Source organism: Micromonospora sp. RV43 (genome assembly GCF_001029515.1).
Lineage (GTDB): Bacteria > Actinomycetota > Actinomycetes > Mycobacteriales > Micromonosporaceae > Micromonospora > Micromonospora aurantiaca.
In genome coordinates, this window is record NZ_LEKG01000008.1 from 57292 (window position 1) to 82891 (window position 25600).

Below are 25600 nucleotides of genomic sequence, written 5' to 3' on the forward strand. Positions count from 1 at the left end.
TCGACAGGAGGGGCAGCCGGGCATGGGCGAGGGACACGACCACGGGCAGCAGATCATGCGCGCCGGTGAGAAGCACCGGGGCCGGTTGTGGGCGGCGTTCGCCCTGCTGGTCGCTTTCATGCTGGTCGAGGCGGTCGCGGCGTGGTTGACCGGTTCGCTGGCGCTGCTGTCGGATGCCGGGCACATGTTCACCGACGTGCTCGGCATCGGCATGGCGCTGGCGGCGATCACCGCAGCCAGCAAGGCCTCTCACGACGGGCAGCGCACATTCGGGTTGTATCGGATGGAGGTCCTCGCCGCGCTGGCCAACGCGGTGCTGCTGTTCGGCGTCGCCATCTACGTGCTGGTGGAAGCGGTGCGCCGCTTCTCCGCGCCGCACGAGGTGCTGGCCGGGCCGATGCTGGTCGTCGCGGTGGCCGGCCTGGTGGCCAACATCGCGGCATTCTTCCTGCTGCGTTCAGGCTCGGAGGAGAGCCTGAACGTGCGCGGCGCCTACCTTGAGGTGCTCGGCGACCTGTTCACCTCGGTCGGCGTCATCGTCGCCGCTGGAATCATCGCCCTGACCGACTGGTGGTACGCCGACCCGATCATCGCGGTGGCGGTGGGCCTGTTCATCCTGCCCCGCACCTACAAGCTGGGCCGGGCCGCGGTGCGGGTGCTGGTGCAGGCCGCCCCGCCGCACCTGGACGTCGCGCAGGTCCGCGACGCCCTGGCCGCGGTCGACGGCGTCGCCGACGTGCACGACCTGCACGTCTGGACCCTGACCTCGGGGATGGAGGTCGCGTCGGCGCATCTGATCCTCGCTCGCGACAGTGACCTGGCGGGGGTCCTGGCCGCGTCCCGGCAGGTGTTGCACGATCGGTTCTCCATCGAGCACGCGACCCTGCAGGCCGAGCCGCAGGGCGCCGACGGCGTCTGCGACGCAAGCGGTTGGTGATGGTTTGTGGGGAACTTTCCGCTGCCTCTGCGCGACTATCTGAGGAATGACCCGCTAGCTGGGAGTCCGGCCTTGACCCGCACGTACCGTTTCGTCCTGCCCGTCCGTGTTGCTGCTGCCCTCTGCGTGGCCACCGCCCTGCTCGTGCCGGCCACGCCGGCGTGGGCACACAACGCCCTGCGCGACTCGACGCCGGCCGCCAACGCCCGTCTGGCCGCCGCCCCGCAACAGATCGAGCTGATCTTCGTCGAACGGCTCGATCCGCGGTTCACGACCATCGCGGTCACCGCCCCGGGTGACGTTGCCGCCGTCGCCGGCAAGCCGGCCGTGTCGGGTACCCGCGCCACCCAGCCGCTCAAGTCTGACCTGCCCGCCGGCAGGTACACGGTGGCGTACCGGGTGGTGTCCGTCGACGGGCATCCGGTGCAGAGCTCCTACACGTTCACCGTCACCGCGTCGGCGTCCCCGCTCGCGGCATCCGCACCGCCGGCGTCGGCCCTCACCACACCGCCGTCGGTGCCGGCGACCACTGCCGCTTCCTCGGCCGCCGCCGCTGATGGCGCCCCGAGCATGGGGGTCGGGCTGGTGGCGGTGCTGCTCGCGCTCGTGGCGGCCGGGGCGGGTCTGCTGCTGTGGCGCAAGCGGGCGGCCCGGCGATGAGCATGCAGAGCGTCGTGCGGCGTCCGGTGCTGGTGCCCGTCGGCACTGTCCTCGTCGCGGCCGCGGTCGGAGCGGCGCTGTTGTGGTGGGGTGGCGGCGCGGTACCCCAGACGGTGCCGGGCCTGCCGGACCCGGGCCCGACCACCGCGTGGATCCTGCCGGCCGCCCGGTTGGGCATGCAGGTCGGTGCGGTCATCACCGTCGGGCTGCTGCTGGCCGTGGTGATGCTGTCGCCCCGCGACGACGAAGGTCGCCTGTCGGCCCTGGGCTACCGCCGCCTGCGCGCTGCGGCATTCAGTGCTGCCGCCTGGGCGGCGGCGTCCGCGGTGGCGGTCTGCTACACCCTGGTCGACCTGTTCGGGCTGCCCGCCGCCCAGGTGTTGTCCGTGCGGGCGGTGCTGCACTTCGCCCTCAGCGTGGCGCTCGGGCAGGCGCTGGCCCTCAGCGGCGTCCTCGCGTTGCTCGTGGCGCTGATCGCCGCCAGGAGCCTGCGTCCGGGCGGTGCCCTGGCGGCGTTGTGTATCGCGGTGGCGGCGACGATCCCGCCGGTGTTCACCGGGCACGCCGCCGGTTCCGGCAACCACCAGATCGCGGTGTCCGGGCAGCTGCTACACGTCATCCCGGTCACCCTGTGGGCGGGGGGTCTGTTCGCCCTGGCCGTCACCGCCCGCGGGTCGACCGCCGACCTGGCCGTCGCGGTGCGCCGGTTCTCGCCGCTCGCGCTGGCCTGCCTGGTCGTCGTCGGCGCCTCCGGCCTGGTGTCCGCCGCCACCCGCCTGTCCGCCCCGGCGGAGTTGCTGACCACCCGTTACGGGCAACTGCTGCTGGTCAAGATCGCGGCGCTCGCCGCGGTCGGGGTGGCCGGGCTGCTGCACCGCCGCCGTTCGATGCCCGCCCTGTGCGCGGGGCGGCGGCGTCCGTTCCTGCGGGTGGCGGTGGTGGAGACGCTGCTGTTCGCCGCCACCCTCGGCGCCGCCGTGGCGCTGTCGCGTACCCCCGCACCGCTCGGTGAGGTGGAGGAGGACTCGACGGCGGCCCTGCTCGGTTTCCCCATGCCGCCACCGTTGAGCATCGAGACCGTGGCGAGGCTGTGGCTGCCCGACCCGCTGATCATCGCCGCCGCGGTGGCCGCCGCCGGGCTGTACCTGGCCGGGGTGTGGCGACTGCGCCGCCGCGGTGACACGTGGCCGCCCGCCCGCACCGCGCTGTGGCTGGCCGGCTGCGCGGTGATCGTCATCGCCACGTCCAGCGGCCTGGCCCGTTACGGACCGGTGTTGTTCGCCGTGCACATGGTGCAGCACCTGCTGCTGATGATGGTCGCCCCGATCCTGCTGGTGCTCGCCGGGCCGGTCACCCTCGCCCTGCGCGCGCTGCCCCCGTCGACCGACCCCCGGTGGCCCGGCCCCCGTGAGTGGCTGCAGACCGCCCTGCACTCCCGGGTCTCCCGCGCGCTGACCCATCCAGTGGTCGCGCTGGCCCTGTACGTCGTGAGCCTGTACGTGCTCTACTTCACCGGCCTGTACGAGCTGGCGGTCCGTTCCCACGCCGCGCACCTGGCCATGATCGGCCACTTCCTCGGCGTCGGGTACCTGTTCTTCTGGACCGTGATCGGCATCGACCCCGCCCCCCGGCGGGTGCCACACCCGCTGAAGGCGATCCTGGTGCTGATCAGCATGGTGCTGCACGCCTTCCTCGGTGTGGCGCTCATGCAGTCGGGCGGCGTTCTCGCCGCCGACTGGTGGACCGCCCTCGCCCGTCCCTGGGGGCCCACTCCACTTCAGGACCAGCGCAACGCCGGCGGGGTCGCCTGGTCCTTCGGGGAACTGCCCACGGTCATCGTGCTCGGCGCCCTGATGCTGCAGTGGATCCGCGCCGACGAGCGGGAAGCCCGCCGCCGTGACCGCGCGGCCGACCGCGCCGAAGCGGAGGGCCGCGAGGACGACGAACTGGCCGCCTACAACCGCATGCTCGCCGGACTCGCCGAACGAGACCGGCAGGTTCCCCGGTGAACCGCCGCCCGCCGAATGCCGGTGCCGGGAACCGGCAGCGGGCGATCAACGACTACCTGTCGACGACGGCACACGAACGAGGCAGAAAGTTGGTTCGGATGAGACACCGATGGGCGATCGTCGCACTGGCCGTCACGGCCGCCACCGTCACGGCGGCCAGCCCCGCGTGGGCCCACACCGACGCGAAGCTGACGCCGGCGCGCGCGGGCGCCGCCAACGCCGTGCTGTCCGTCGACGCCGAGGCCGAGTCCCGCACCGCCGGCACCACCTCGGTGCAGGTCTACCTGCCCGAGGGCATCGCCGCGTCAGACATCACCCTGCTCAAGGCCCCGCCCGGCTGGAAACTGTCCACCACCACGCCGAACAGCTACACCGTCGCCGGACCGGCCGTCCCGGTCGGGCAGGACGCCGAACACCAGGTACGCGTGCGGCAGCTGCCCAACACTGCGCAGGTGTCGTTCAAGATCCTGCAGAAGTACAGCGACGGACGTATCGACCGGTGGATCGAGGTGCCCAGCTCCGCCAACCCGGAGCCGGCCAACCCCGCCCCGACCGTGAAACTCGCCGCCGCCCCGACCCCCAGCCCGACCGGCTCCGCCGTCGAGGCGAGCAGCCCGAGCGTCGCACCTGCCACCGACGCCCCGATCACCGATGGACCTGCCGCGAGCACTCAGCAGGACGCCGGTAACGGCGGGGTGTGGCTGGTCGTCGGGATCGTCCTGGCGCTGCTGGCCGCCGCCGGCATCGTGGTGTCGTTGCGGCGACACCGGCCCTGAGTGCGGCGACCTGGTCGGGCTCGGGCGCTGATGCCCTTCGTGGACACTTCCACCGATAGGATCCGTCCCGTGCCGGTGCGGTGGCGGGACCCGGTCAGTCGACGCGATGGCCTGCGTCTGCGCGAGCTGCTCTGCTTCCTCGTCGCCGCGGTCGTCGCGATGATCGCGGCCCACGGGACGCTCGACGTGGCCGCGGCGAGTGTCACTCACCCGTCCCCGTCCTCGACGGCCCTGCACGCCCAGCCCTGCCCGGACGAGCGGCCCGGCCACGTCACGCGCGCCTGCCCGGCGGAATCGCCCCGCACACTTCCCGTCGCCGAGCCTGCCAGCCCCACCCTGAGGTGCCCGCCCGTGCGGCCCTCAGGCGACCTACCGCATGTAGACCAGCGGCGCGTTTCTGCAACTGCTCGGCGGCGGTGTTCTTGAGCACGACTGAGCGGTGATTCTCGGCGGCTCTGATCCCGTGGCGATGACACCAGCAGCTACGTGCGCACTGGGACAGCTGCGGCTGAGCAGCGCCGGGGACAGCCGCTCACCACGGCACCGGGCATAGACAAGCCCGCCAGTGCCACTGGCGCTGGTGACCTGGCGCTTGCCAGTACGCGCTACAACCCGGCGAGGGTGTACAGCCCGAGGAACCCGACGAAGAACAGGGCGGCCGTCCACGGGGTCTCGGGGTGTTCGTGAGCCTCCACCAGAAGCTCTTCGGTGACCAGGTACAGCAGGGCAGCAGCACCGAAGGCCAGCACAGCGGCCAGGACCCCACGGCTGGCGCCGCCGAGCAGTGCCGCACCGCCGATCGCTCCTGCAGCGGTCGCCAGACCGAGCGCACTCGGAATCATGGCGGCCCGCACCCGGCCCGCACCTCGCTTGGCCAGTGCGGCGCTCACCGACAGGCCGAGGAACAGGACCTCCAGGGTGAGTGCGATCGTGAGGATGACGCCCTGGCTCTTTCCGAGGGTGACGCCCAAGCCGACGAGCAGGCCGTCTACGAGCAGGTCGACACCGACCGCGGCCAGCAGCCCGGCGGGGACACCGATGGGGCGGGTGGCCTCCACCCGGCGGGAGTAGGCCCCCAGAGCCAACAGCAGAACCACGCCGGCGGTGAACGCGCCCACCACGATCAGCAGGTGGCCTTCTCGGCGCAACTCCGGCAGCAGCTCGCCAGCGAGCGCGGCGAACACCACTCCGGCGGCGAAGTGCTGGATTCCGCTGGAGACCGCCGGGCCGGGAGTCCTCAACGTAGCGATCACCGCGCCTGTCACGGTGGCCACGACGGGAAAGGCCACCAGGATCGCTGCCGTGCCGACTACGTTCACAGGCGTCCTCTCCTGTCCTCGACCCAGAGCGCGAGGCGCCGTCAGGGCACCCTGGTGTTCGTGCCCGGCGATTGGTCGGCCAAACCAGCGCGGCTCGGTCCCACCGACTTTGAGCAGCTTCGGGAGGCGCGCTCGATGACGCGGCGGTCGTGATCGCTGCCGTCGTGGTGTCTGCGAGCATGGACTGTTCCGTAGCTGGTGGTCTGGAACAGGTGGAGGTGGGGGCATGGCGACGGATCTGGTCGGCGCCCTCGCCGGGGCGTCGTTGGCCGCGTTCGCGCTGGCCTGGATGTCGGCGGTGGCCGGCCCCGGCGGCGGTGTGCTGCTGCTGCCCGTGTTCACCGCGCTGTTCGGACTGCGGTGGCACTGACTCCCGCGACCCTGCTGGGCGCCTGGGTGGGCAAGAAGACCGTGGGGCGGATCAGCGACCGACTGTTCGTCGCCGTCGTGGGGGTTGGTCTGATCGCCGCCGGCGTGCTGTTTCTGGCCGGCTTCTGACGTCACCCGAGCCGGCTACTCCTCATCCGCGTCTCAGGTGAGGTGTTGCCGGACGCGGCGGGGCGGGGTGAACGCGTAGAGGTCGAGCACGCCGGGTGGGTCGGCCAGGCCGGGGCCGCCGGCGCGGATCCAGGCGGCGATGTCGTCGCTCGCGTCGGTGTCGTTGATCAGGCCGAGCCAGCCCGGTCGCCCGCCGGCGCGGCGGCCGGCGGGGAGGGCTGTACGACGATGACGTTGGCGTGCGCGCAGGTGTCGAGGCAGTCGCTGACCCGTACCACAGCGACGTCGGCGACTGCCGCTTGCAGCTGGGCCAGTTGCCCGGCGTGGTCGAACCCGGCGGAGGTGCCGCAGCAGCAGCCCTGGCAGACCGTGACGGTGCAACCGGCCGTCGCGCCGCCGTCCCGGCCGCGGCGGCTCACGGCGCCCCTTCGGTCTGGGCGCGTCGCCATGCGGAGGAGGCGAGTAGGCGTAGGCCGTTGAGGCCGACGATGACGGTGGAGCCTTCGTGCCCGGCGACACCCAGGGGGAGGGGTAGGTTGCCGAACAGGTCCCAGCAGACCAGCACGGTGATGAAGGGTGCCGGCGATGATCAGGTTCGCCGTGACGAGGCGGCGGGCGCGCCGGGACAGGGCGGTCGCGCTGGGCAGGGTGGCCAGGTCGTCGCGGACGAGGACGGCGTCGGCGCTGGAGGGCAAGGTCGGAGCCGCCGCGGCCCATGGCGACGCCGAGATTGGCGGCGGCGAGGGCGGGTGCGTCGTTGACGCCGTCGCCGACGAGCAGCACCCGCCGGCCGCTGGCCTGTACGGCGCGCACCTGGTCGACCTTGTCCTGCGGCAGCAGCCCGGCGTGCACGTCGGTGATCCCGGCCTCCGCCGCCAGGTGCCCGGCGGCGCCGGCGTTGTCACCGGTGAGCAGCATCGGCCTGGCCCCGGTGAGGCGGGTCAGCGCGATGACGGCGTCGGAGCGGATCCGGTCGGCCAGGGCAAGCACCCCGACGGGCGTCCCGTCGACGATCACCACCATGGCGGTGTGGCCGGTGGCCTGCGCGTCGGCGGCCACGGCCCGGGCCTGGGCCACGGCCATGGGCGTGAGCTCGTCGAGCAGGACCGGCCTGCCCACGGCCACCTGCCGGCCGTTGACCACCGCGCGTACGCCCCGGCCGGGCACGGACGTGAAGTCGGCCGCCGCCGGCACCGGCAGCCCGTGGTCCTGCGCCGCCGCGAGGACCGCGGCACCGACGGGGTGTTCGCCTGGCGTGCTCGGCCCCGGCGGCAAGCCGCAACACCTCCTCCGGGCGGGCGTCGCCGATGGGGTGGATGTCGACGACGCGGGGATGGCCTTCGGTGAGGGTGCCGGTCTTGTCGAACGCCACCCGCTCGGGGTCGGCGAGGTGTTCCATCACCACGGCGGACTTGACCAGGACGCCGTGGCGGCCGGCGAGGGCGATCGCGGACAGTAGCGGCGGCATCGTGGCGAGGACCACGGCGCACGGCGATGCCACGATCATGAACGTCATCGACCGCAACAGCGTCGAGCGCAGGTCGGCGCCGAAGAGCAGGGGTACGGCGAACAGCGCCAGGGTGGCGACGACCACCGCGATCGAGTACCGCTGTTCGACCTTCTCGATGAACAGCTGCGTCTTGGCCTTGGTCGCCGACGCCTGCTCCACCAGGGCGACGATGCGGGCGATCACGGACTCGCCCGCTTCACGGTGCACGCGTACGACGAGCGTGCCGGTGCCGTTGAGGGTGCCGGCGAACACCTCGTCGCCGACCGACTTGCCCGCAGGCAGCGGCTCCCCTGTGATGGTGGCCTGGTCCACCTCGCTGATGCCGTCGACGACGACCGCGTCGGCGCCGATGCGCACACCCGGGCGGACCCGCACATGGTCACCGAAGCGCAGCTCGACCGTGTCCACCACTGTCTCGCCGCCGTCGGGGTCCACCCGCGTCGCCTGCTCGGGCTGTGGATCCGGGTCGGGGCCGCCGTGGCCGTCCTCGCCGCCGGCGGCGCGGCCCTGTACGCCTGGCAGCGCCGACGCAGGGCCTGAAGGGCAGACCATCCCGTCATGCAGTCGGAACGGCAGGGCAGCGGCGGGGCGGATAGGATCTCCGCGATGAGACGCTGGCAGATGACCACGGCGCAGCGAGGCGACGGACGCCTCAGCCGCGTCGTCTGCCTGCTCCTGGTTGTCCTCGTGGCGCTGATCGCCGCCCACCCGGTCACCGGCGCCAGCGCGGCGCGCAGGCACACCCAACCGCTGGCCGGTGTCAGCGTGGCTCACCACGGCCAGGACTGTCCCCAGGACCGCCCCAGCCATGCTGAGCAGGCCTGCCCCACCCAGTCGTCGAGCACTACCCCGGTCACGGCCTCACTCATCCGGCCGTTGACTCTGACGAGCCGGCGACTGCCTCCGTTGCCCGCCGAGCGGATCCATCAGGATGACCCGGGGACCCATCTGTGTCCTCGCCTGACACAGTTGGCGGTGTCCCGCACGTAAGAGCCACTCCGCGTGGCATGGCTTCGGCGGCGCAGGCAGCCTGCCTCGCCGCCGCGAGCGGGAACCGGGTATCGCCATGGCTGTCGTGGCGGGCGACCGCCCCGGACAGGCACTGCCCGCGCTGGCCGGGTGTGCTTCCGGCCCCCGCATCCCCTGCCCGCGTCGCGTTCCTGAGCGGGTTAGGGCGATGGGTACGCGTCAGCCACCTGCTGCTCACCGGCTCCATTCGACTGGAGCCGTCCAGGAACATCGGCATGTCTTCCGCCCATCGGGCGCATCCCCCACTCCCACTAGTGAGAGGCATCGTGATGAGAGCTTCCAAGTCCTCTGCCCGTACCCGACCGGCGAAGGCCGTCGCGGTGCGCCCCGGCCGGCCGTGGGGCGTCATCGCCGTCGTCACGGCGGTGAGCGTGCTCGGCGTGGCGATCATCGGCTACGCCGCGGTCGCCACGTGGCAGGGCACCCGGCCCTGGGCGCAGCGTCTGACCGGCCTGTCCGGCGTGACGGATTACGCGTCGAAGAAGCCGGCGTGGCTGGCTAGTGAGCACAAGAGCGGCCCGCTGACCTACGAGGTGACCCCGTCGGTGGGTGGCAGCCACAACAGCGCGTGGCAGAACTGCACCGGCGACGTTTACGACGCGCCGATCGCCGCCGAGCACGCCACCCACAGCATGGAACACGGCGCGGTGTGGATCACCTACCGGTCCGACCTGCCCGCCGACGAGGTGCAGCGCCTGGCCGGGCGGGTCCGCGGCGTCGACTACATGCTGCTCAGCCCGCACGACAACCTCGACGCGCCGATCTCGCTACAGGCGTGGGGCTACCGCCTCACCGTCCCCTCCGCCGACGACGAGCGGATCGACGAGTTCATCCGCGCGGCCCGGGTCAACGCCGGACCCGAGCAGGGCGCGACGTGCTCGGGTGGGATCACCGCCACCGGCACGACGCCCCGTGACCTTGCCCCTCAGGGCCAGTAGGGGCCAGCCATGGACAACGCGCAAACACCCCCGCAACCCCAGCCGGACCCGCCGGCGAGTCGCCGCTGGTGGCCGCTCGTGGCCGCGGCCCTCGTCGTCTTCGCCGTCGGTGTCGCCGTGGGACTGCTCGTTCCGGCCGTGCGGGCACCCGGCGACACGTCCGCCGACGCCGGCTTCGCCCGGGACATGGCAACCCACCACGCCCAGGCCGTGGAGATGTCGATGATCGTGCACGCCCGTACCGACGATCCCGAGGTCGCCACCCTCGCCATGGACATCGCACTCACCCAACAGGCGCAGATCGGCATCATGCGGACCTGGCTGACCCAGTGGGGCCTGCCACCGACCGGCAGCCAACCGGCCATGGCCTGGATGAACGACATGAACGGCATGGACCACGGCGGTGCAGACGCGACCGGCGCCGCACCCATGCCGGGCATGGCGACCAAGGCCGAGATCACCCAGCTGCGCGAGACCACCGGCCGGAACCTGGACATCAGGTTCGCCGAGCTGATGATCCGCCACCACCGCGGCGGACTCGCCATGGTCGAGGCGATCCTGGCCGCAGAGCCCCGCCCGGAAGTCCGCGACCTGGCGGCGCGGATGCGCGCCGGCCAGCAGGCCGAGATCACCGCTTTGCAGAAGCTGCTGGACCGGCTGCACTCCACCGCCTCCACCGATGCGTCCACCAACTGACGCGTCGCTCGGCCCCGCCGCCCAGGCCGCCGGCGGGTACGCGCCTCGCCTCCGCCCGCACCCTGGCCACCTGGCTCGGTCCCGCATCAAAGTGGGCCATGGCTGGCGGGGCGTTGGCTGTCCTGCTGGCCGCCGGATACCGCCGGCGCGCGGCACTGATCCGTGCGCGAAACGCCCGCTTGGGCGGCATGGTGATGAACCGCTGACCGCCGGCCCGCCTCGGCGTGGTCGACGTACCGTCAGGACGTGGCCGGCGGTCCGACCGATTCCAACGGCGGAGTCCTGGTCAGCGTGCCCGGCCGCCGCGACGGGTTGGCGCGCAGGGGGAGGGAGCGGGTATGGCCAGCGCGCGGGTGCGGACGGCGCCTGGGCGCCGCGTCGAGCGGGCCCGGCGACCGCACGTTGCGCTGGCCGTCGTGCTGATCCTTGCCGGGGTGTTCGCTACCGGCGCCGGGCTCGGCAGCAACGGCAGCGGCAGCGGCCTGTTGGGCTGGTTGCCTTTCGTCGGTCAGCGGGGCAGCGCGGAGGCGTTGGGTCCGAGCCGGCCGGTGCGGATCAGCATTGACGCGATCAAGGTGAACGCGGCGGTGGGGCCGGTCGGCGTGGCGGCCGACGGGTCCATCGCCGTGCCCCCGCTGTAACGGGCCGACGACACCGGCTGGGCGACCTGCGTAAGGGCTCCCGCGTCGAGATCACTCGGGCTCACCGTTCGGTCGCGGTGTTCGCGGTCACCTCGGTCGAACGGTTCGACAAGAACCGCCTGCCCGCAGACCGGGTCTACGGCGGCGACGGCGGGCCCGGGCTCCGCCTGATCACCTGCGGCGGCGCGTGGATCGGCGGAAGCGTCGGCTACGCCGACAACACCATCGCCTTCGCCTCGCTGGTCGGCTCGCGCCAGCGCTGACCGAGCGGGGTCCCCGGGACCGGCCCGCCGTGGTGTGGCCCGGTCAGATGCTGATCTGGCCCGGCCCGACCGTGGCCCGTAGCCAGATCATCAGGTCGGTCCACGCTCCGGTGAGCAGCGCGAGCCCGATCGCGACGAGCAGCGCACCGCCGAGGCGGGTGACCCACCGGTGGTGGCGGCGCACGAAGCGGGTGAGGGTCAGCGTGCGCCGCAACCCGAGGCCGACGAGCAGGAACGGCAGGCCCAGGCCGGTGCAGTAGGCCAGGGCGAGGACGGTGGCCCTACCGGTGGTGGATTCCACCGCCGCCAGGCCCAGCACTGCGCCGAGGGTGGGGGACACGCACGGCGTCCAGGACAGGCCGAACGTCGCGCCGAGCACGGGTGCGCTGGCGATCCCGGCGGACGGGAGCCGGGTGGCGCGGACCTGCCGTTGCAGCAGCGGGAACGCCCCGAGGTAGCCAGCGCCGAGGAGCACGGTCAGCGTCCCGGCGGCGATCTCGATGGTGCGCGCGTTGGTCACCAGGGCGCGGCCGGCGGCGTTGAACGCCACGGCCACGGTGACGAACACGACGGCGAACCCGGCGATGAACCCGAGCGTGCCGGCCACGACCCGCGCCCGCGCCCGCCGCCGGGTCGCCACGGCGACAGCGCCGGCCGCCGGGGGCGGGGTGGGCTGCGCCGCGGCGTCGAGGTCGGTACCGGCTAGGCCGGTGACGTAGGACAGGTAGCCCGGCACCAATGGCAGGACGCAGGGGGATAGGAAACTCACCAGTCCCGCCGCGGCGGCGACGGCCATCGCGGCCAGGAGGGGCCCGGTCGCGGCGATGGCCGCGAACTGCTCGCCCATGTCAGCCGGCTCCGGCCGACGTGCGCGCCACGGAGTCCGGTTCCACCAGTCGCGGCATGTGTCCTCCCTCAGGTCGCGCTGGCTGCGCAACGGTCATCGTCTCACGCCGCTACTACCTTTCGTAGTATGGGGTGTGCCGTCCGCGCACTGGGACGGCTTGCCCCGCAGGGGACGCCGACCGGCCCGCCGCGCGGGTCGGCTGTTGCGGCGCGCCCGGACGCGGCCGGTGTCGCGCGCCCGTGGCCGTCAGATGCACAGCACCCTCCGTCGTGGTGGCGGCCGCGCAGGTCGTGGCGGCGATCCTGGATTCCTCCCTTCGCCGCAACCGGAGGATCTAGCCTGAATAACAGTCTTCTGGTCGGACGGCAGTGATCGATGAGCCTGTCCCCGCCGCACCCCCTGAGCCCGCCGCGCTGCTCGACCTTCCGCTGACCACGGTCGCGGTGGCGCTGCCAGTCGACCACCGCTCGGTGGCAAAGGTGAGGGAGGCGCGGTGGCAGGTGCCGGCGGCCGGGCGGCCGGCTCGGAGAGCACCCTGGAAGTCCAGCTTTCAGCGGTGCTGCCGGCCGCGCAGGACGAGCGGGATCAGTGCGTGCAGCGGCTGCGGGAGCGGCTGTCCGGGACACGGGGGCTGCGCGACGCGCACGTGCACGACCGCGACGGGCAGGCAGTGGTGTGCGTGCACTACGACCCCGTCGTGCTGCCGCTGGACCGGCTGCGTCGGGTGGTGTCTCAGACCGGCGCGCAGGTCAGCGACCGCTACCGGCATGCGTGGCTCCGGGTGACCGGGATGGACTGCGGTGACTGCTCTGCGAGCATCGAGCACGTCCTCACCCGCCAGAACGGGGTGCTGGCCGCCTCGGTTAGTTACGCCGCGGAGCGGCTGCGGGTGGAGTTCGACAGCGACGTCGTGTCGTTGGACGACCTGGTCCGTCTGGTGCGCGCCATGGGCTACGGCGTGGAGGTCCCGCGCCGGCGAGGGTGGGTGCGCACCCGCGCGGAGCTGCTGTTGGCGCTGGCCGCCGGCGTACTGCTCGCGATGGGCTTCGCCGGTGAGACGTTCCTCGACTGGCCCGCCACGGTTGTCGTGGTCGCGTACGGGCTGGCCTATCTGACCGGCGGATTCACCGCGGCACGGCACGCGGCGGCCGCCGCGGTGCGGCTACGGCTGCAGATCGACGCGCTGATGGTCGTCGCGGCCGTCGGCGCTGCGGTCGTCGGGGCCTGGGCCGAGGGCGCGCTGCTGCTGTTCCTGTTCAGCCTCGGCCACGCGCTCGAGCACCGGGCGATGGGCCGGGCCCGCCACGCGATCGAGGCACTCGGGACGATCACCCCGCACACCGCCAGGGTTCGCCGCGAGGGCACTGAGACCGAACTCGACGTGCGGGAGGTGCTGCGCGGCGACGTGGTCATCGTCCGGCCCGGCGAACGCGTACCGGTCGACGGCAGCGTGCGGGGCGGGCGGTCGACGGTCGACCAGAGCCCGATCACCGGCGAGAGCACTCCGGTCGACAAGGCGCCCGGCGCTGCGGTGTTCGCCGGCACGGTCAACCACGACGGCGTCCTGGAGGTCGAGGTGACCCGGCTGGCCGGGGAGTCCACCCTGGCCCGGGTGGTCACCATGGTGCAGGAGGCCCAGACCCAGAAGTCCCCCACCCAACGGCTCACCGAGCGCTTCACCGCGGTGTTCGTACCCGCCGTGCTGCTGCTGGCCGCGGCGGTCATCGCGGTGCCGCCGCTGCTGGGCTGGCTGACCTGGCAGGTGGCGTTCCTGCGCGGCATGGCGGTCCTGGTGGCCGCGTCGCCGTGCGCGCTGGCCATCGGCACGCCGGCGGCCGTGCTGTCGGGGATCGCTCGCGCCGCCCGAACGGGTGTGCTGGTCAAGGGCGGCGTGCACCTGGAGAACCTGGGCCGGGTCGACGCGATGGCCTTCGACAAGACCGGAACGCTCACCAGCGGGCACCCCGTTGTCACCGATGTCCGCCCCGCCGCCGGCGTCGACCCCGCGGCCCTGCTCAGCACGGCCGCCACCGTGGAGAGCCGGTCCACCCACCCCCTGGCCCGGGCTGTCGTGGCGGCGGCGCAGGGCCTGCCACTGGGCCGGGCAGGCGAGGTCACCATCGCCGCCGGGAAAGGGATCACGGCGGCCGTGGACGGCCGGCAGGTCCGGGTCGGCCGCCCCGGGTATGTCCTCCCGTCGGACCCGCCTGACGAGATCCGCGGTGCGGTCGCCGAACTGGAGGCCGCCGGCAGGACGGTCATCGCCGTCGACGCCGACGGGCACCTCCTCGGCGTGCTCGGGCTGGCGGACCAGCCCCGAGACGGCGCCAAACCCATGCTGCAGCAGCTACGGCGTCTCGGTGTCACGTCGCTGGTCCTGCTCACCGGCGACAACCCTCACGTCGCCGCGGATGTCGCCCGCAGCCTGAGCCTCACCGACTACCGTGCCGGGTTGCTGCCGGAAGACAAGGTCGACGCCATCGCCGGCCTGACCCGCCAGCATCGTGTGGTGGCCATGGTCGGCGACGGCGTCAACGACGCTCCCGCGCTTGCCCGCTCCACCATCGGCATCGCCATGGGCACCGCAGGAACGGACATCGCCCTCGAAACCGCCGATGTCGCCCTCATGGCCGACGACCTGAGCAAACTTCCCGCCGCCGTGGGGCTCGGCCGACGCTCCCGGCGGGTCATCCGCCAGAACCTCGCCGTCGCCCTGTGCGTCATCGCGGTCCTGCTACCCGCCGCCGTCCTTGGGATCGCCGGTATCGGCGCCGCCATCGTGGTCCACGAAGGCAGCACCCTGGCCGTTGTCGCCAACGCGCTGCGGCTGTTGCGATGAGATCAGGGCACTGACAGCACGAGAGTCGGTCGCGGTGACGGCGGACAGGGTTTGCCTGAAGCCCGGCCGGCCCGGACCCCGCAGCGAGCCCGTCAGGCCTATGGGTCACACCACGAGCCTCACCGTCTCGTAGCGCCGCATGTAATCGCCGTCGCCTACCTCTACGGCGACTCCCGGACGGCCCACTGGCACTCTCCTCCGGGCGCCTGATCCCGACATCAAGGACGTACCGAGCCGGAGACCTCAGGGGTGCCGGGACCCGTCGCCCGCGAACATCCGGACCTGCCCACCTGTCCCGGTGTCCGGTTTCGTCCGGTTACCGGGATCCCGGGCGGGCCGGCCCGCCCGGAATGCCGGCCGGGCGGCCGTGGTTATGACTCCCGTACGCCCGAGCACCCCCGCCCGGGCGTATCTCTTTGGGCGGCCCGCACCCCGATCTGCTGGCCGTCCTTTCCCCCAGGTGAAAGGTGAGCATCAATGACTACTGTTACTCGTTGGCTCCCGGCCATCACTCAGACTTCGGTTGTTCGTAAGGCCGCGCTCGGTGTCGCCGGGCTCGCGTTCGCCGGTGGCGCGATCGCCGGTCCCGCGACCGTGGCGCACGCCGCGCCGGTGTCGGCCGGCAAGCCGGCCACCGTGGCGCAGGAGCGTGACGGCGGCAAGGAGCTGGACTTCACGTACAAGTTCCAGGAGACCTACTTCTACTGCGCGCCGGCGGCGACCAAGATGGCGCTGTCCGCGCTCGGTAAGGACCTGAGCCAGGACGAGCTGGCCAAGAAGCTGGCCACCACCGAGGCGGGCACCAACTCCGCCATCGAGACCACCCGGGTGCTCAAGGAGGTCACCGGTAAGGACTACCGCACCGTCGAGATCCCCGGCCAGAAGGCCAGCAAGGCCGAGACCGACCGGCTGCGCAACGACGTCGTGCGCAACATCGACGGCAAGCGGCCGATGGTGGCCAACATCAAGGGCACCTCGGTCGACACCGACGGCCACGCTCACTCCTACGAGGGTGGGCACTACATCGCCGTGGTCGGCTACCGCGACGGCGGGAACACCGTGAAGATCGGTGACTCCTGGTCCGACGAGGGCCAGTACTGGATCAGCACCGACAAGCTGGCCAACTGGATCGCCTCCCGCGGCTACTCCGCCTGACCTGAGCGTGAACAACGATGGGGCCGGCCCGACAAGGGCCAGCCCCATCGTCGTATCCACCACCTCAGGTCTGCCGAAAGGAGACCAGGGTGCCGATGTTGGCGCGGGGCGGGCGCGCCATGTGCGGGGACCTACCGCAACGGCCCGGGCCGCGGTCTGACACGCGGTCACGCCGCGCGGACCGCCAGAGGGGTGCGCGGAGACCGGGATCTCGAAGTCGGGCCCGACGGCACCACCCGCAACGAGTTGCCGACCCGCCTGCAACGGCGCAGCGTCCCGCCGGAATGGAACCCGCGCCCCATCCGCGACGGCTGACCCGGAAAGGCGCAGATCTGCGCGACCCACCCACCGCCTGCCATTCGGCCGGAAATGCCTCCCGTAACTGGTTCCCGAATCAGCCGAAATTGCGCTCACATCGGTGCGGCGCGGCGAGAATGTGGCGAAGGGAAGCCATGAACGGGGGGACGCAGTATGCAGTTGAGGCGGCGATTGACGCTGATGGCCGCGACCATCGTGGCCACGCCACTGGTCCTGGCGGGGTGCACCGCCGACCGCACGCCCGGCGCACGACCCGCGGACGGGCGGGCGCCGGAGTTGACCGTGACACCCGCCGACCAGACGCGGGATCTGCCCATCACCGTCGAGGTGGGTACCGCCGTCAAGGGCGGGCGGATCACGGCTGTGCGGATCACCGACGACAGGGGGATACAGGTCAAGGTGGAGCCGCGTGAGGACGGGTCGGCGTGGGTGCCGAGCGCCCCGTTGCAGCCGATGCGCACCTACACCGCCGAGGTCGCCGCCACCGGCGACGCCGGGAAGAGCACTACCCGGAAAACCACCTTCACCACGATGCCGAAATCGTCAAAACCGGCGGTCACCAGCACGTTGTATTTCGCCGGAAACCAGACGTACGGCACGGCGATGCCGGTAACCGTCGCGTTCGACCCGCCCATTGCCAAAGAGGCCAGACCGGATGTGCAGCGCCGGTTGTTCGTGAAGACGGATCCGCCGCAGCCGGGGGCCTGGTCGTGGCTGGAGGACGGCAGTCAGGTCTATTACCGGGCGCCCGATTTCTGGCGGCCCGGCACAACGATCAGCGTCCGGGCCGGGCTGCAGGGCCTGCCGATCGGCAAGGACCGGATCGGCGATGCGGACCGGACCGCCACCTCCAAGATCGGCCGGCAGGTGGCGTTGGATGTCGACAACGCCACCAAGAAGATGTCGGTCTACCAGGACGGGAAGCTGATCCGCAAGATCCCGGTCAGCCTCGGCAAGCCGAGCACGCCGACCTCCAGCGGCAAAATGGTGATCATGGAGAAGCACCAGCAGACGACGTTCGACACCCGCGGCGAGCCGAACGGCGGCTACGTGGTCGACGTCGAGGACGCCCAGCGGCTCACCTGGGGCGGCGAGTTCATCCACGGGGCGCCGTGGTCGGAGGGCGACCAGGGCTACACCAACGTCTCGCACGGTTGCACCAACGTCTCAGCGGCCGCCGCGGACTGGCTGATGGGCATCACCCAGGTCGGTGACCTGGTCACGTTCAAGGGCACCGAGGTGCAGCTGCAGCCGGGCAACGGGTGGACGGCCTGGAACGTCAGCTGGGACGACTTCGTCAAGGGCAGCGCCCTGCCCGTACCGGCCGGGCTCCAGCCGGCGCAGGTCAGCCCGGCCAACCCGGGCGCCGTAGCCGGCGGATCACCCGCACCGGCGCCGTCCCTCTCCGGCGGCTGATCCGGGCCTACAGGACCGGTCCGCCACCCGGTGGGCCGGTCCTTTGCCGTACCCGCGGCGCGCGATCCAGCGGTACCGGGCCACGCCCGCAGCGACCACTCCGCCTGCCATGAGCGTTCGAAACGATGGAACTGGGCCGACGGGTGCGGTCCACCTTGGTATCCGCCATCACCTCAGGCCTGCCGCGACGAGACCAGGGTGGCGAAGACGATGACATTGTCGGTGTAGCTGCGTTTCTGCTCGTCGAAGGTCCCGCCGCAGGTGATCACCCGCAGGCTCGCCGTGTCCGACGGGCCGTACACCAGATCGGTGGGGAAGGCGTCCTTAGGATACGACTTCACCCCGTCGACCCGGAAGGTCACCTCGGTCCGGTCAACCCGGACCACCTGGATCATGTCGCCGGGCAGGAGCTCACCGAGGCGGAAGAACACTGCCGGACCGATCTTCGCCGAGTCGACGTGACCCATGATGACGGCGTTGCCGACCTCTCCGGGACTGGCGCCCAACTTGTACCAACCGGCATCCATCGCCTGCTCCAGCGGCGGCACCTGCACGGTGCCGTCCCCGTTGACGCCGAGGGCGAGGATGTCCGCCCGCACGCCGACGCGGTCGATGGTGATGCGGGTCGGCGCCGATCGGGCCAGGCCTCTGTGCTCCGCCGCGGCGCTTGGCTCGGATGAGGCATGGGGCGCATGCGGCGTGATGGTCGCGGGCGCGACGGCCGGCGGTGGCTGGGGAGGTGGGGATGAGGCGGAGGATCCCCTCAGTGCGGCACCGACTATGCCCGCGCCGGTCAACGCTGCCACCCCTGCCAGCGCCAGCGCGATTGTCGCCGCGACCCGCTGCGCCGACCTGCGCCGCGTGCCGTACACCCTGCCGGCGGATGCCGTGCCACCCGCTGCTGCCTCGCCACCCATACCCGCACGCTAGATGGTGCAAACGAGAACTATTGGTGGAAAACGGGCTCACGCACCGATGGGGGACGCCGGTCAGGTGGCGGCGGACGGTGACGGTGACGGTGGTCTGGTCGACGTCGCTGGCGCGCGCGGTGACCTTCAGCGTCCACTCACCCGCGGCGGGGAAGCGAACCTCGGCGCTGGCGTGGTGGGGTTCCGGCGTGTCGACCGGCACCGTGATCGGCTCGACGCCGGCGGCGGGCAGAGCGAGGCTGATGGCCCATTCCGCGACGGGCAGGGCCCTGGCCTGCGGGGTGTAGACGTAGATGTGCAGGCTGTTGGCCACATCCGCCCGCCGGGGTAGACATCGAACCACAGCATGTAGAGGCCGGTGGTGAGGGTCTGCGCGACGCTGTTGCGCGCAACCCGGGCGGCGTCGGTGCCGGCGACCCGTCCTGGTGAGGTCGTCTGCACCAGCACCGCGGTGAGCGCGAGGACCACCGCCGTGGCCGCGAGTTCGAGCCAGCGGCCCCGGCGAGCCGGCGGGGGCGGGTCGCCGCGGCGCGGCGGCGCACCCTCCGCCGCTGCCCGGCGGCGACAGCGAGGACCCCGGCCAGCCGTGCGGCCTTGCCGCAAAGCGGCCGCCCGTACGCGGTGTCGAGCAGCGCCGAGGGCGGCCCAGTTCGAGCGCGGCCTGGGCGACGCCGGCGGCGACGAGCCAGCAGACCGCGAGGGTCGCCCACCGTGACCAGGCCGGCAGGATCCGCGCGAGAACCCGCTCGTGGGTGCGGCGCGGCAGGAACACGGCCAGGGTGAACAGACTGCCAAGCCAGATGGTCACCCCGGCGAGATGGGCGGTGCCCACCGCGACGCTCACCGGCCGCAGGGGCGAGGCCACCGGGTGGCCCGCCAAGGGCCAGGTGGCCAGCGCGGCCAGTCCCACCAGCGCCAGCCCGGCGGTGTGCCAGCGGCCCGCGGCGCCGCGCAGGACGGCCGGTAGCAGCGTCGCCGCGGCGCCGAGCAGCGCCAGCCGCGCGGCGAGCACCGCCCCGACCACCGCTGGCGCCGACCGCCTCCAGGTCCCCGACCGTCAGCTCGCCGATCCTCGCCCCGACCATGTCCGCGGCCTGTCCCACCCAGGTGCCGGCCGGGGCCGCGGCGACCAGCCCCTGGTGAACGCCATGACGGTCGCCCCGCGGCGGGACAGCCGCCGGGGCCACATCGTGGCCACCAGCAACACCGGTCCGACCGCCAGGACCAGGCCCAGGTAGCTGGCGTACTTGGCCGCCGGCACGAGCACCCGCCCGGGCCGGTCGGCGCCGCCGGCACCCTGCGGCGCTGTCGCCGATGGCGCTCCTGCCGAGTAGGCGAAGCTGCCCGCGATCGGGTGGCTGTCGGCGGAGGCCACCCGGTAGCTCACCAGGTAGGTGCCCAGCGGCTTGTCCGGCACCCGCACCGGGATCCGCATCGTCGCGCCGTCGAGCACCGGCTCACCGTTGTTGATCATCTTGCCGTCCGGGCCGAGGACCTGCACGCGCCCGGCGACCGGAAACCCCGGTTCGCTGAAGGCCAGCACCACCTCCCGCGGCGCGTACCCGATGACCTCGTCGCGCACGGGCGACGTGGCGACCAGGGCGGCATGCGCGGCGCAGGGACTGGCTGGCGCCAGCGGCACGGCGAGAACGGCCAACATCAACCCGCGCCGGATCGCGGTTCGTGTACGCACGCCAGATGGTTCGGACGCCACTACCAGAAGGACCCGGCCGCCGTCCTCCCGTCCAGCTCGCCGTGGCCGCGGCCCGGCGACCCGCGCAGGCGCCGCGGACCGGCCTACCGGCTGCCGGCCAGCAGCACGGCGAGTTCCTCCGGCACGGGCATCGGCTGGGTCAGCGGCACCCGCGCCCGGCCGGTGTTCCCCTGCGGGTAGCGGCCGGTAGCTGAGCCCGGGCCCGCAACCGCCAGGCGGATTACCTGCCCTACCGCCTCGATGACGTCGCGCTCGCGCAGGGCGCGCCGCAGCATGACGGCGTGCACGACGGTGTGTGGCCAGGGCCACGGCTGGGACAGGATGTGGGCCCGCTCGGCCGCCCGCCACGCCGCCGCAGGGTCGGACGTGTGGCGGGCGGTGGCGAGTTCGGCGTCGAAGACCGCGCGGACGGTCGCCGGCATCTTCTGGAACATCACGCGGCGTCTGACGGGCAGCAGGTACAACCAGGCCGGCATCCGCACCCATCCGTGTCGGGGCCGGCGGCTGATGGGGTGGTCAGGGGCACGGTGCAGCAGGCGTCGCCGCGCCACGCCTCGCGGCCTTCCTTGACGGCGACGGCGGCGATGACCAGTGCGGCGATCGGGTCGGCCCAGGACCAGCCGAACAGGCTGTTGAGGCCGAGGCCCACCAGCAGGACCGCGGATAGGTAGGTGCACAGCAGGGTCTGCTTGGAGTCGGCGACCGCCGAGCGGGAGCCGAGTTCCCGACCGGCGCGGCGCTGCGCGTACGACAGACCCGGCATGACCGCCAGCGACACCACGGCGAGGACGATGCCGACCGGGGAGTGCTCGGCGTCGGCGCCGCCGAGCAGGGCACGGGCCGACTCGACGGTGACGTAGGCGGCCAGGGCGAAGAACGACACGGCGATGATCCGCAGCGCGGTCTTCTCCCGCGCCTCGGGGTCGCGGCCGGCGAACTGCCACGCGACCGCCGCCGCCGACGACACCTCGATGATCGAGTCGAGACCGAAGCCGACCAGGGCGGTCGACGAGGCGATCGTGCCGGCGCTGATCGCCACGACCGCCTCGATCAGGTTGTAGGTGATGGTCGCGGCGACCAGCAGCCTGACCCGCCGGGCGAGCACGGCCCGCCGGGCCGGGGACGGCTCGGCCGGCGCCTGGATCAACGGCAGGCTCATCAGCAGCACCCCTTGTCGTCGGTGTCTGGGCACGCCGCGGGGTCCACCGCCAGGACCAGGCCGAGCAGGTCACCCAGGGCGTGCGCCAGCCGCGCGTCGGCCAGTTCGTATCGGGTGCGCCGGCCCTGCGGCACCGTCACCACCAGGCCGCACCCTCGCAGACAGGTGAGATGGTTCGACAGGTTTTGCCGGGTCGTGCCCAGCAGCTCGGCCAGCTCCGCCGGATAGCCGGGCCCGTCGCGCAGCGCCAGCAGCAGCCGAGCCCGGGTCGGATCCGACAGGGCGTGGCCGAACCGGGCCAGCACCTGCCCGTACGTCAATGTCTCCACGGGCACGACAGTACACTCTTCGCTGTACTAACCGGTGAACGGCCCCCTGGGTAGTCATGTGGGCCGTTCCCAGGAAGCTGACAGCAAGTCGGTACAGCGCCCCCCGTATGGTCCGCGCGATGTCCCACCAGACCGTGGGACGTCATGTCGTTGGCTGATGAACAAGGACGTGGAATGACCAAGAACACCCGCCTGACCTTGGCGCTGATCGCGGCAGTGGTGCTTGTGGTCAGCGGGTTGCTGGCCGTCAACCGCACCGACGAGCCGCGCGCCGCTACCACGGCCGCCGGCGCCATCGACCCGGCTTTGCTGGTGCGCGAGGACAGCCACCGGCTGTCCACCGCCGCCGACGGCAAGGTGACCCTGGTGGAGTTCCTCGACTTCGAGTGCGAGTCCTGCGCCGCCGCCTACCCGGCGGTCAAGCAGGTCCTGGCCACCTACTCCGACCGCATCACCTTCGTGGTCCGGTACTTCCCGATCCCCAGCCACCCCAACGCCGAACTGGCCGCCCGCACCGCGCAGGCCGCCGCGAACCAGGGCCGCTTCCACGACATGTACACGCAGCTGTTCGACAACCAGACCCGCTGGGGACACAAGGAGCAGCCGCAAACCGATCTGTTCCTCGGCTACGCCCGCACCCTCGGACTGGACATGCAGCGGTTCCAGCGCGACCTCGACGACCCCGCCACCGCCGCCCGGGTGGCCAAGGACAAGACCGACGGCGAAGCCGTTGGCGTGCAGGGCACCCCGACGTTCTTCCTCAATGGCCGCCAGCTGACCGACCTGCGCACGCAGGACGACCTCGTCGCGGCCATCGACGCCGCCCTGGCCGAATGAGCACCGCCACCGTCGAACGGCGAAGCGAGCAGGACTCCTCGCGCGGGCGGTTCCTCGCTCGGGCCACGGCGTGGATCTGCGCCGTTGGCGGCGGCATCGGCATGCTGGCCGCAACCATCCTCACCGTCGAAAAGATCAACCTGCTCGCCCGGCCCGGCTACGTGCCCAGCTGCAGCATCAACCCGATCCTGTCCTGCGGCTCGGTCATGACCACACCCCAGGCCGAGGCGTTCGGCATCCCGAACCCACTGATCGGCATCGCCGGCTTCACCGCCGTCACCACCATCGGCGTCGCCCTGCTCGCCGGCGCATGCCTGCCCCGCTGGTTCTGGCTCGGCCTGCACGCCGGCGCCACCTTCGGCGTGGTCTTCGTGCACTGGCTCATCTACCAGAGCCTCTACGTCATCGGCGCCCTGTGCCCCTACTGCATGCTCGTCTGGGCCGTCACCATTCCGATCTTCCTCTACACCACCCTGCGCAACCTGCACGACTTCTCCGGCCCGCTCCCGGGGCCTGTGCGGGCGGCCGGGATCGCCGCTGCCGGCTACCACAGTCTCATCCTCACGGCCTGGTACGCGCTGATCCTGGCTGCGATCCTGGCCCGCTTCTGGGACTACTGGACAACGCTCATCTGATCCCTGCCGCAACGGACGGCAGGCAGGAGCACCAGCACCCGTAGCCCGGCCTGATACGTCACGGCGAGGAGTCATACGAACAGCGGCAGCTGCGCGTCACACAGGCTGCCTTTATCAGGTCGGGCCTCGCTGTTAGCCCCCTGCCCGCGTCCCAGGCAGTCATCGTTCATCGGCTTCTTCAAGGCTCCTTGACTGACACGGCAAATAGCTGGACGAGGAGAGGTTCCGTCTTGAAGGACAAGGATCTCGAAGGCGCCGAGCGTTCGCAGCTTTCGCGCCGTCAATTGGTGAAGTACGCCGGTGTCGGGGCGACCCTGGCGGCGGCGAGCCCGCTGGTGGGTGGCGGTGCGGCCTGGGCCAACGACGACCGCGAGGACGACAAGCGCGACAAGGGCGGGGAGTCCCGTAACCGGGTGTGGCGGGCCGGCGACCACCACATCCACTCGGAGTACAGCGGCGAGTTCGACACCTCGACGAACCCGCCGACGTTCCACAAGGGCGCCGACGCGGTGTACCCGATCGTCACCAACGCGATCATGGCGAAGAACTTCGGCCTGACCTGGGCGATGGTCACCGACCACGGCGGGCCGACCCACTCGAAGGTCAACCTGGAACAGGCCTACCCCGACCTGTTGCTGTCCCGCAAGCTCGTGCCCGACGTGCTGCAGTTCTGGGGCATGGAGTTCGACGCCCCGGCGATGGACCACCACACCCTGATGATCCCACGCCACGACGACGAGGCGCAGATGCTCTTCGACCTGGAGAGCAAGTTCGCCAAACGCGACCCGTTCCCCGCCGTCCCGGGCGGGGACACCGAGGCCAAGATGGTCGAGTTTCTTAAATACGCCAAGACCCTGCGGCAGAAGCCGTTGGTCATCGCGCACCACGCTTCCCGGTCGGCTCCCGGTTGGGGCGTGTGGGGGCAGGACACGCCGCACGAGTTCCGCAACGGCAACAACGCCGCGCCGGACATCTATGTCGGCTTCGAGGGCGCTCCCGGCCACCAGGCGGGCCCGCTCAACGGCGGCGCCCGGGGCGGCTACGGCAACCACCCGACCCACGGCGGCTACGATCAGATGACCGCTCGGGTTGGTGGGCTGTGGGACTCGCTGCTCGGTGAAGGGCGGCGCTGGTGGATCACCGCGACGTCGGACTCGCACGTGCACTGGACCCGCGGTGGTTCCGACTTCTGGCCGGGCGAGTACAGCAAGACGTACGTGCTGGCGCGGCAGGACTACGGCGACATCATGGACGGCCTGCGTAACGGCCGGATCTGGGTCACCACCGGCGACCTGATCACCAGCCTCGACCTCACCGCGAGGAGCCAGGGCAAGGACGCGGCGATGGGTGAGACCGTCACCGTGACCCGCCGCGACCGCACCGACGTCGAGATCGAGATCAAGTTCCGGCCGCTTAACGGCCAGAACCACAACGGCGACCGGCCCGAGGTCCGGCGGGTCGACCTGATCGTCGGGCAGATCACCGGCCCGTCCGCCAACCTCGACGCCGACACCAACCCCACCACCAAGGTCGTGGCCCGGTTCGGTCCCCGCGACTGGCGCAAGCAGGGCAACGACTACGTCGTCAAGCACACGCTGCGCAACGTGGACGGTGACATGTACGCCCGCGTCCGCGGCACCAACACCGACGAGGCCGAGCCGCTCGCCGACGGGCTCGAGAGCCCGTGGGAAGACCTGTGGTTCTACTCGAACCCGGTCTTCGTCCACGTCCGCTGAACCAGCCGGTCCTGAGCCTTGGCGGACCTACCGGGAGCGGCAACCAACACATGGCGCTGCTCGGAACCGTCCGACCGCCCAGCTCCTGCTTCCCCGACGTCCGTGCCTTCCGTCGCGTTTGCGACGGAAGGCACGGACGGCGCCCCTCTGCGGCCGCGCGTCCCGGTAGGACGGCGCGGCGCTGGGCGACCGCGACGGGGATCATGACGGCGAGGGCGACGACGTTGAGTCCGATGCCGACCAGCGACGTGTCGGGGCGTTCGGCTCCGATCAGGTCAGAGATGGACTTGTAGGTGACGTATCCGGCCAGGGCGAGGAAGCTGACGGCGATCAGCTGCAGCGCCGGTCGTTGTCGGGCGCGGGGTCCGGCGCGTAGCTGCCAGATGACGACGGCGGCGGCGAAGACCTCG

At 71.9% G+C, this 25600-nt stretch carries 23 protein-coding genes and 3 pseudogenes; 16 read left to right on the top strand and 10 right to left on the bottom strand.

Features of this window, described 5'->3' with window-relative positions; genetic code table 11:
• Positions 1-22 precede the first annotated feature (22 nt).
• The 4 genes from ABD52_RS03860 (at position 23) to ABD52_RS03875 (ending at position 4382) form a co-directional block, all read left to right on the top strand.
• A complete protein-coding gene (locus tag ABD52_RS03860) occupies positions 23-937 on the top strand; it encodes a cation diffusion facilitator family transporter (protein ID WP_030271552.1) in 915 nt (304 codons plus the stop codon).
• 72 nt (positions 938-1009) lie between these two features.
• Positions 1010-1597: a copper resistance protein CopC gene (locus tag ABD52_RS03865; protein WP_063778292.1), complete on the top strand. Its 588-nt coding sequence runs from the start codon at positions 1010-1012 to the stop codon at positions 1595-1597.
• Positions 1594-3606 carry a cytochrome c oxidase assembly protein gene (locus ABD52_RS03870; protein WP_030271556.1) on the top strand — a complete coding sequence of 671 codons (2013 nt, stop codon included), beginning with the start codon at positions 1594-1596 and terminating at the stop codon, positions 3604-3606. The genes ABD52_RS03865 and ABD52_RS03870 overlap by 4 nt, the downstream gene beginning before the upstream one ends.
• 98 nt (positions 3607-3704) lie before the next feature.
• Positions 3705-4382: a DUF1775 domain-containing protein gene (locus tag ABD52_RS03875; RefSeq protein ID WP_030271559.1), complete on the top strand. Its 678-nt coding sequence runs from the start codon at positions 3705-3707 to the stop codon at positions 4380-4382.
• A gap of 605 nt (positions 4383-4987) precedes the next feature.
• On the opposite strand, the gene ABD52_RS03880 is transcribed toward ABD52_RS03875, so the two are convergent.
• Entirely contained in the window at positions 4988-5701 is a 714-nt protein-coding gene (locus tag ABD52_RS03880) for a ZIP family metal transporter (RefSeq protein WP_030271561.1), read from the bottom strand.
• Between the two features lie 226 nt (positions 5702-5927).
• Here ABD52_RS03880 and ABD52_RS39680 point away from each other — a divergent pair, with 226 nt between their 5' ends.
• Both ABD52_RS39680 and ABD52_RS38925 read left to right on the top strand, forming a co-directional pair.
• Positions 5928-6071: a hypothetical protein gene (locus ABD52_RS39680; RefSeq protein ID WP_157551500.1), complete on the top strand. Its 144-nt coding sequence runs from the start codon at positions 5928-5930 to the stop codon at positions 6069-6071.
• Positions 6062-6199: a hypothetical protein gene (locus ABD52_RS38925; protein WP_176921741.1), complete on the top strand. Its 138-nt coding sequence runs from the start codon at positions 6062-6064 to the stop codon at positions 6197-6199. The genes ABD52_RS39680 and ABD52_RS38925 overlap by 10 nt, the downstream gene beginning before the upstream one ends.
• A 167-nt stretch (positions 6200-6366) precedes the next feature.
• Here the strand turns inward: ABD52_RS38925 and ABD52_RS03885 are convergent, their stop codons facing one another.
• The 3 genes and pseudogenes from ABD52_RS03885 to ABD52_RS41645 form a co-directional block, all read right to left on the bottom strand.
• Positions 6367-6618: a hypothetical protein gene (locus ABD52_RS03885; protein ID WP_225319877.1), complete on the bottom strand. Its 252-nt coding sequence runs from the start codon at positions 6616-6618 to the stop codon at positions 6367-6369.
• Positions 6619-6943: 325 nt separating this feature from the next.
• Positions 6944-7393: pseudogene (locus tag ABD52_RS41640) on the bottom strand (HAD-IC family P-type ATPase); the annotation flags it as partial.
• Between the two features lie 106 nt (positions 7394-7499).
• Positions 7500-8519: pseudogene (locus tag ABD52_RS41645) on the bottom strand (HAD-IC family P-type ATPase); the annotation flags it as partial.
• Between the two features lie 488 nt (positions 8520-9007).
• On the opposite strand from ABD52_RS41645, the gene ABD52_RS03900 reads away from it, so the two are divergent.
• The 3 genes and pseudogenes from ABD52_RS03900 to ABD52_RS37785 all read left to right on the top strand — a co-directional run bounded on the left by ABD52_RS03900 (position 9008) and on the right by ABD52_RS37785 (position 11276).
• A complete protein-coding gene (locus tag ABD52_RS03900; RefSeq protein ID WP_082171189.1) occupies positions 9008-9676 on the top strand; it encodes a DUF3105 domain-containing protein in 669 nt (222 codons plus the stop codon).
• A gap of 9 nt (positions 9677-9685) precedes the next feature.
• Positions 9686-10372 (top strand): DUF305 domain-containing protein, encoded by a 687-nt coding sequence (locus ABD52_RS03905; protein ID WP_047890780.1) that lies wholly within the window; start codon positions 9686-9688, stop codon positions 10370-10372.
• 338 nt (positions 10373-10710) lie between these two features.
• Positions 10711-11276: pseudogene (locus ABD52_RS37785) on the top strand (class F sortase).
• A 43-nt stretch (positions 11277-11319) separates the two neighbouring features.
• Here the strand turns inward: ABD52_RS37785 and ABD52_RS03915 are convergent.
• The gene (locus ABD52_RS03915; RefSeq protein WP_030271575.1) at positions 11320-12123 is read right to left on the bottom strand and encodes a cytochrome c biogenesis CcdA family protein; all 804 of its coding nucleotides are present in this window, start codon (positions 12121-12123) and stop codon (positions 11320-11322) included.
• A gap of 493 nt (positions 12124-12616) precedes the next feature.
• On the opposite strand from ABD52_RS03915, the gene ABD52_RS03920 reads away from it, so the two are divergent.
• The 3 genes from ABD52_RS03920 to ABD52_RS03930 all read left to right on the top strand — a co-directional run bounded on the left by ABD52_RS03920 (position 12617) and on the right by ABD52_RS03930 (position 17851).
• Complete coding sequence (locus tag ABD52_RS03920; RefSeq protein ID WP_052166178.1) at positions 12617-14962, top strand: cation-translocating P-type ATPase; 2346 nt, start codon at positions 12617-12619, stop codon at positions 14960-14962.
• Between the two features lie 477 nt (positions 14963-15439).
• The gene (locus ABD52_RS03925; protein WP_047890781.1) at positions 15440-16117 is read left to right on the top strand and encodes a C39 family peptidase; all 678 of its coding nucleotides are present in this window, start codon (positions 15440-15442) and stop codon (positions 16115-16117) included.
• A gap of 471 nt (positions 16118-16588) precedes the next feature.
• Positions 16589-17851, top strand: a complete 1263-nt coding sequence (locus tag ABD52_RS03930) for an Ig-like domain-containing protein (RefSeq protein ID WP_030271581.1) — start codon at positions 16589-16591, stop codon at positions 17849-17851.
• 173 nt (positions 17852-18024) lie between these two features.
• Here ABD52_RS03930 and ABD52_RS03935 read toward each other — a convergent pair whose 3' ends face one another.
• Positions 18025-18768, bottom strand: coding sequence for a class F sortase (locus tag ABD52_RS03935; RefSeq protein ID WP_082171190.1), 744 nt, complete (start codon positions 18766-18768; stop codon positions 18025-18027).
• 89 nt (positions 18769-18857) lie between these two features.
• Here ABD52_RS03935 and ABD52_RS37350 point away from each other — a divergent pair, with 89 nt between their 5' ends.
• Positions 18858-19067: a hypothetical protein gene (locus ABD52_RS37350; RefSeq protein ID WP_052166179.1), complete on the top strand. Its 210-nt coding sequence runs from the start codon at positions 18858-18860 to the stop codon at positions 19065-19067.
• Between the two features lie 770 nt (positions 19068-19837).
• Here ABD52_RS37350 and ABD52_RS41560 read toward each other — a convergent pair.
• From ABD52_RS41560 to ABD52_RS03955, 4 genes are all read right to left on the bottom strand, one after another.
• Complete coding sequence (locus tag ABD52_RS41560) at positions 19838-20473, bottom strand: copper resistance CopC family protein (RefSeq protein ID WP_135241033.1); 636 nt, start codon at positions 20471-20473, stop codon at positions 19838-19840.
• 104 nt (positions 20474-20577) lie between these two features.
• On the bottom strand, positions 20578-20928 hold the full coding sequence (locus tag ABD52_RS03945) for a DUF3703 domain-containing protein (RefSeq protein ID WP_198039662.1): 351 nt from the start codon (positions 20926-20928) through the stop codon (positions 20578-20580).
• On the bottom strand, positions 20928-21653 hold the full coding sequence (locus tag ABD52_RS03950; RefSeq protein ID WP_030271586.1) for a cation transporter: 726 nt from the start codon (positions 21651-21653) through the stop codon (positions 20928-20930). The genes ABD52_RS03945 and ABD52_RS03950 overlap by 1 nt, the downstream gene beginning before the upstream one ends.
• On the bottom strand, positions 21653-21988 hold the full coding sequence (locus ABD52_RS03955; RefSeq protein ID WP_030271588.1) for a helix-turn-helix transcriptional regulator: 336 nt from the start codon (positions 21986-21988) through the stop codon (positions 21653-21655). The genes ABD52_RS03950 and ABD52_RS03955 overlap by 1 nt, the downstream gene beginning before the upstream one ends.
• Before the next feature lie 168 nt (positions 21989-22156).
• On the opposite strand from ABD52_RS03955, the gene ABD52_RS03960 reads away from it, so the two are divergent.
• The 3 genes from ABD52_RS03960 (at position 22157) to ABD52_RS03970 (ending at position 25190) form a co-directional block, all read left to right on the top strand.
• Positions 22157-22819: a thioredoxin domain-containing protein gene (locus ABD52_RS03960; protein ID WP_030271590.1), complete on the top strand. Its 663-nt coding sequence runs from the start codon at positions 22157-22159 to the stop codon at positions 22817-22819.
• Positions 22816-23454: a vitamin K epoxide reductase family protein gene (locus ABD52_RS03965; protein WP_030271592.1), complete on the top strand. Its 639-nt coding sequence runs from the start codon at positions 22816-22818 to the stop codon at positions 23452-23454. The genes ABD52_RS03960 and ABD52_RS03965 overlap by 4 nt, the downstream gene beginning before the upstream one ends.
• Before the next feature lie 230 nt (positions 23455-23684).
• Complete coding sequence (locus ABD52_RS03970; protein ID WP_030271593.1) at positions 23685-25190, top strand: hypothetical protein; 1506 nt, start codon at positions 23685-23687, stop codon at positions 25188-25190.
• The last annotated feature ends 410 nt before the right edge of the window (positions 25191-25600 follow it).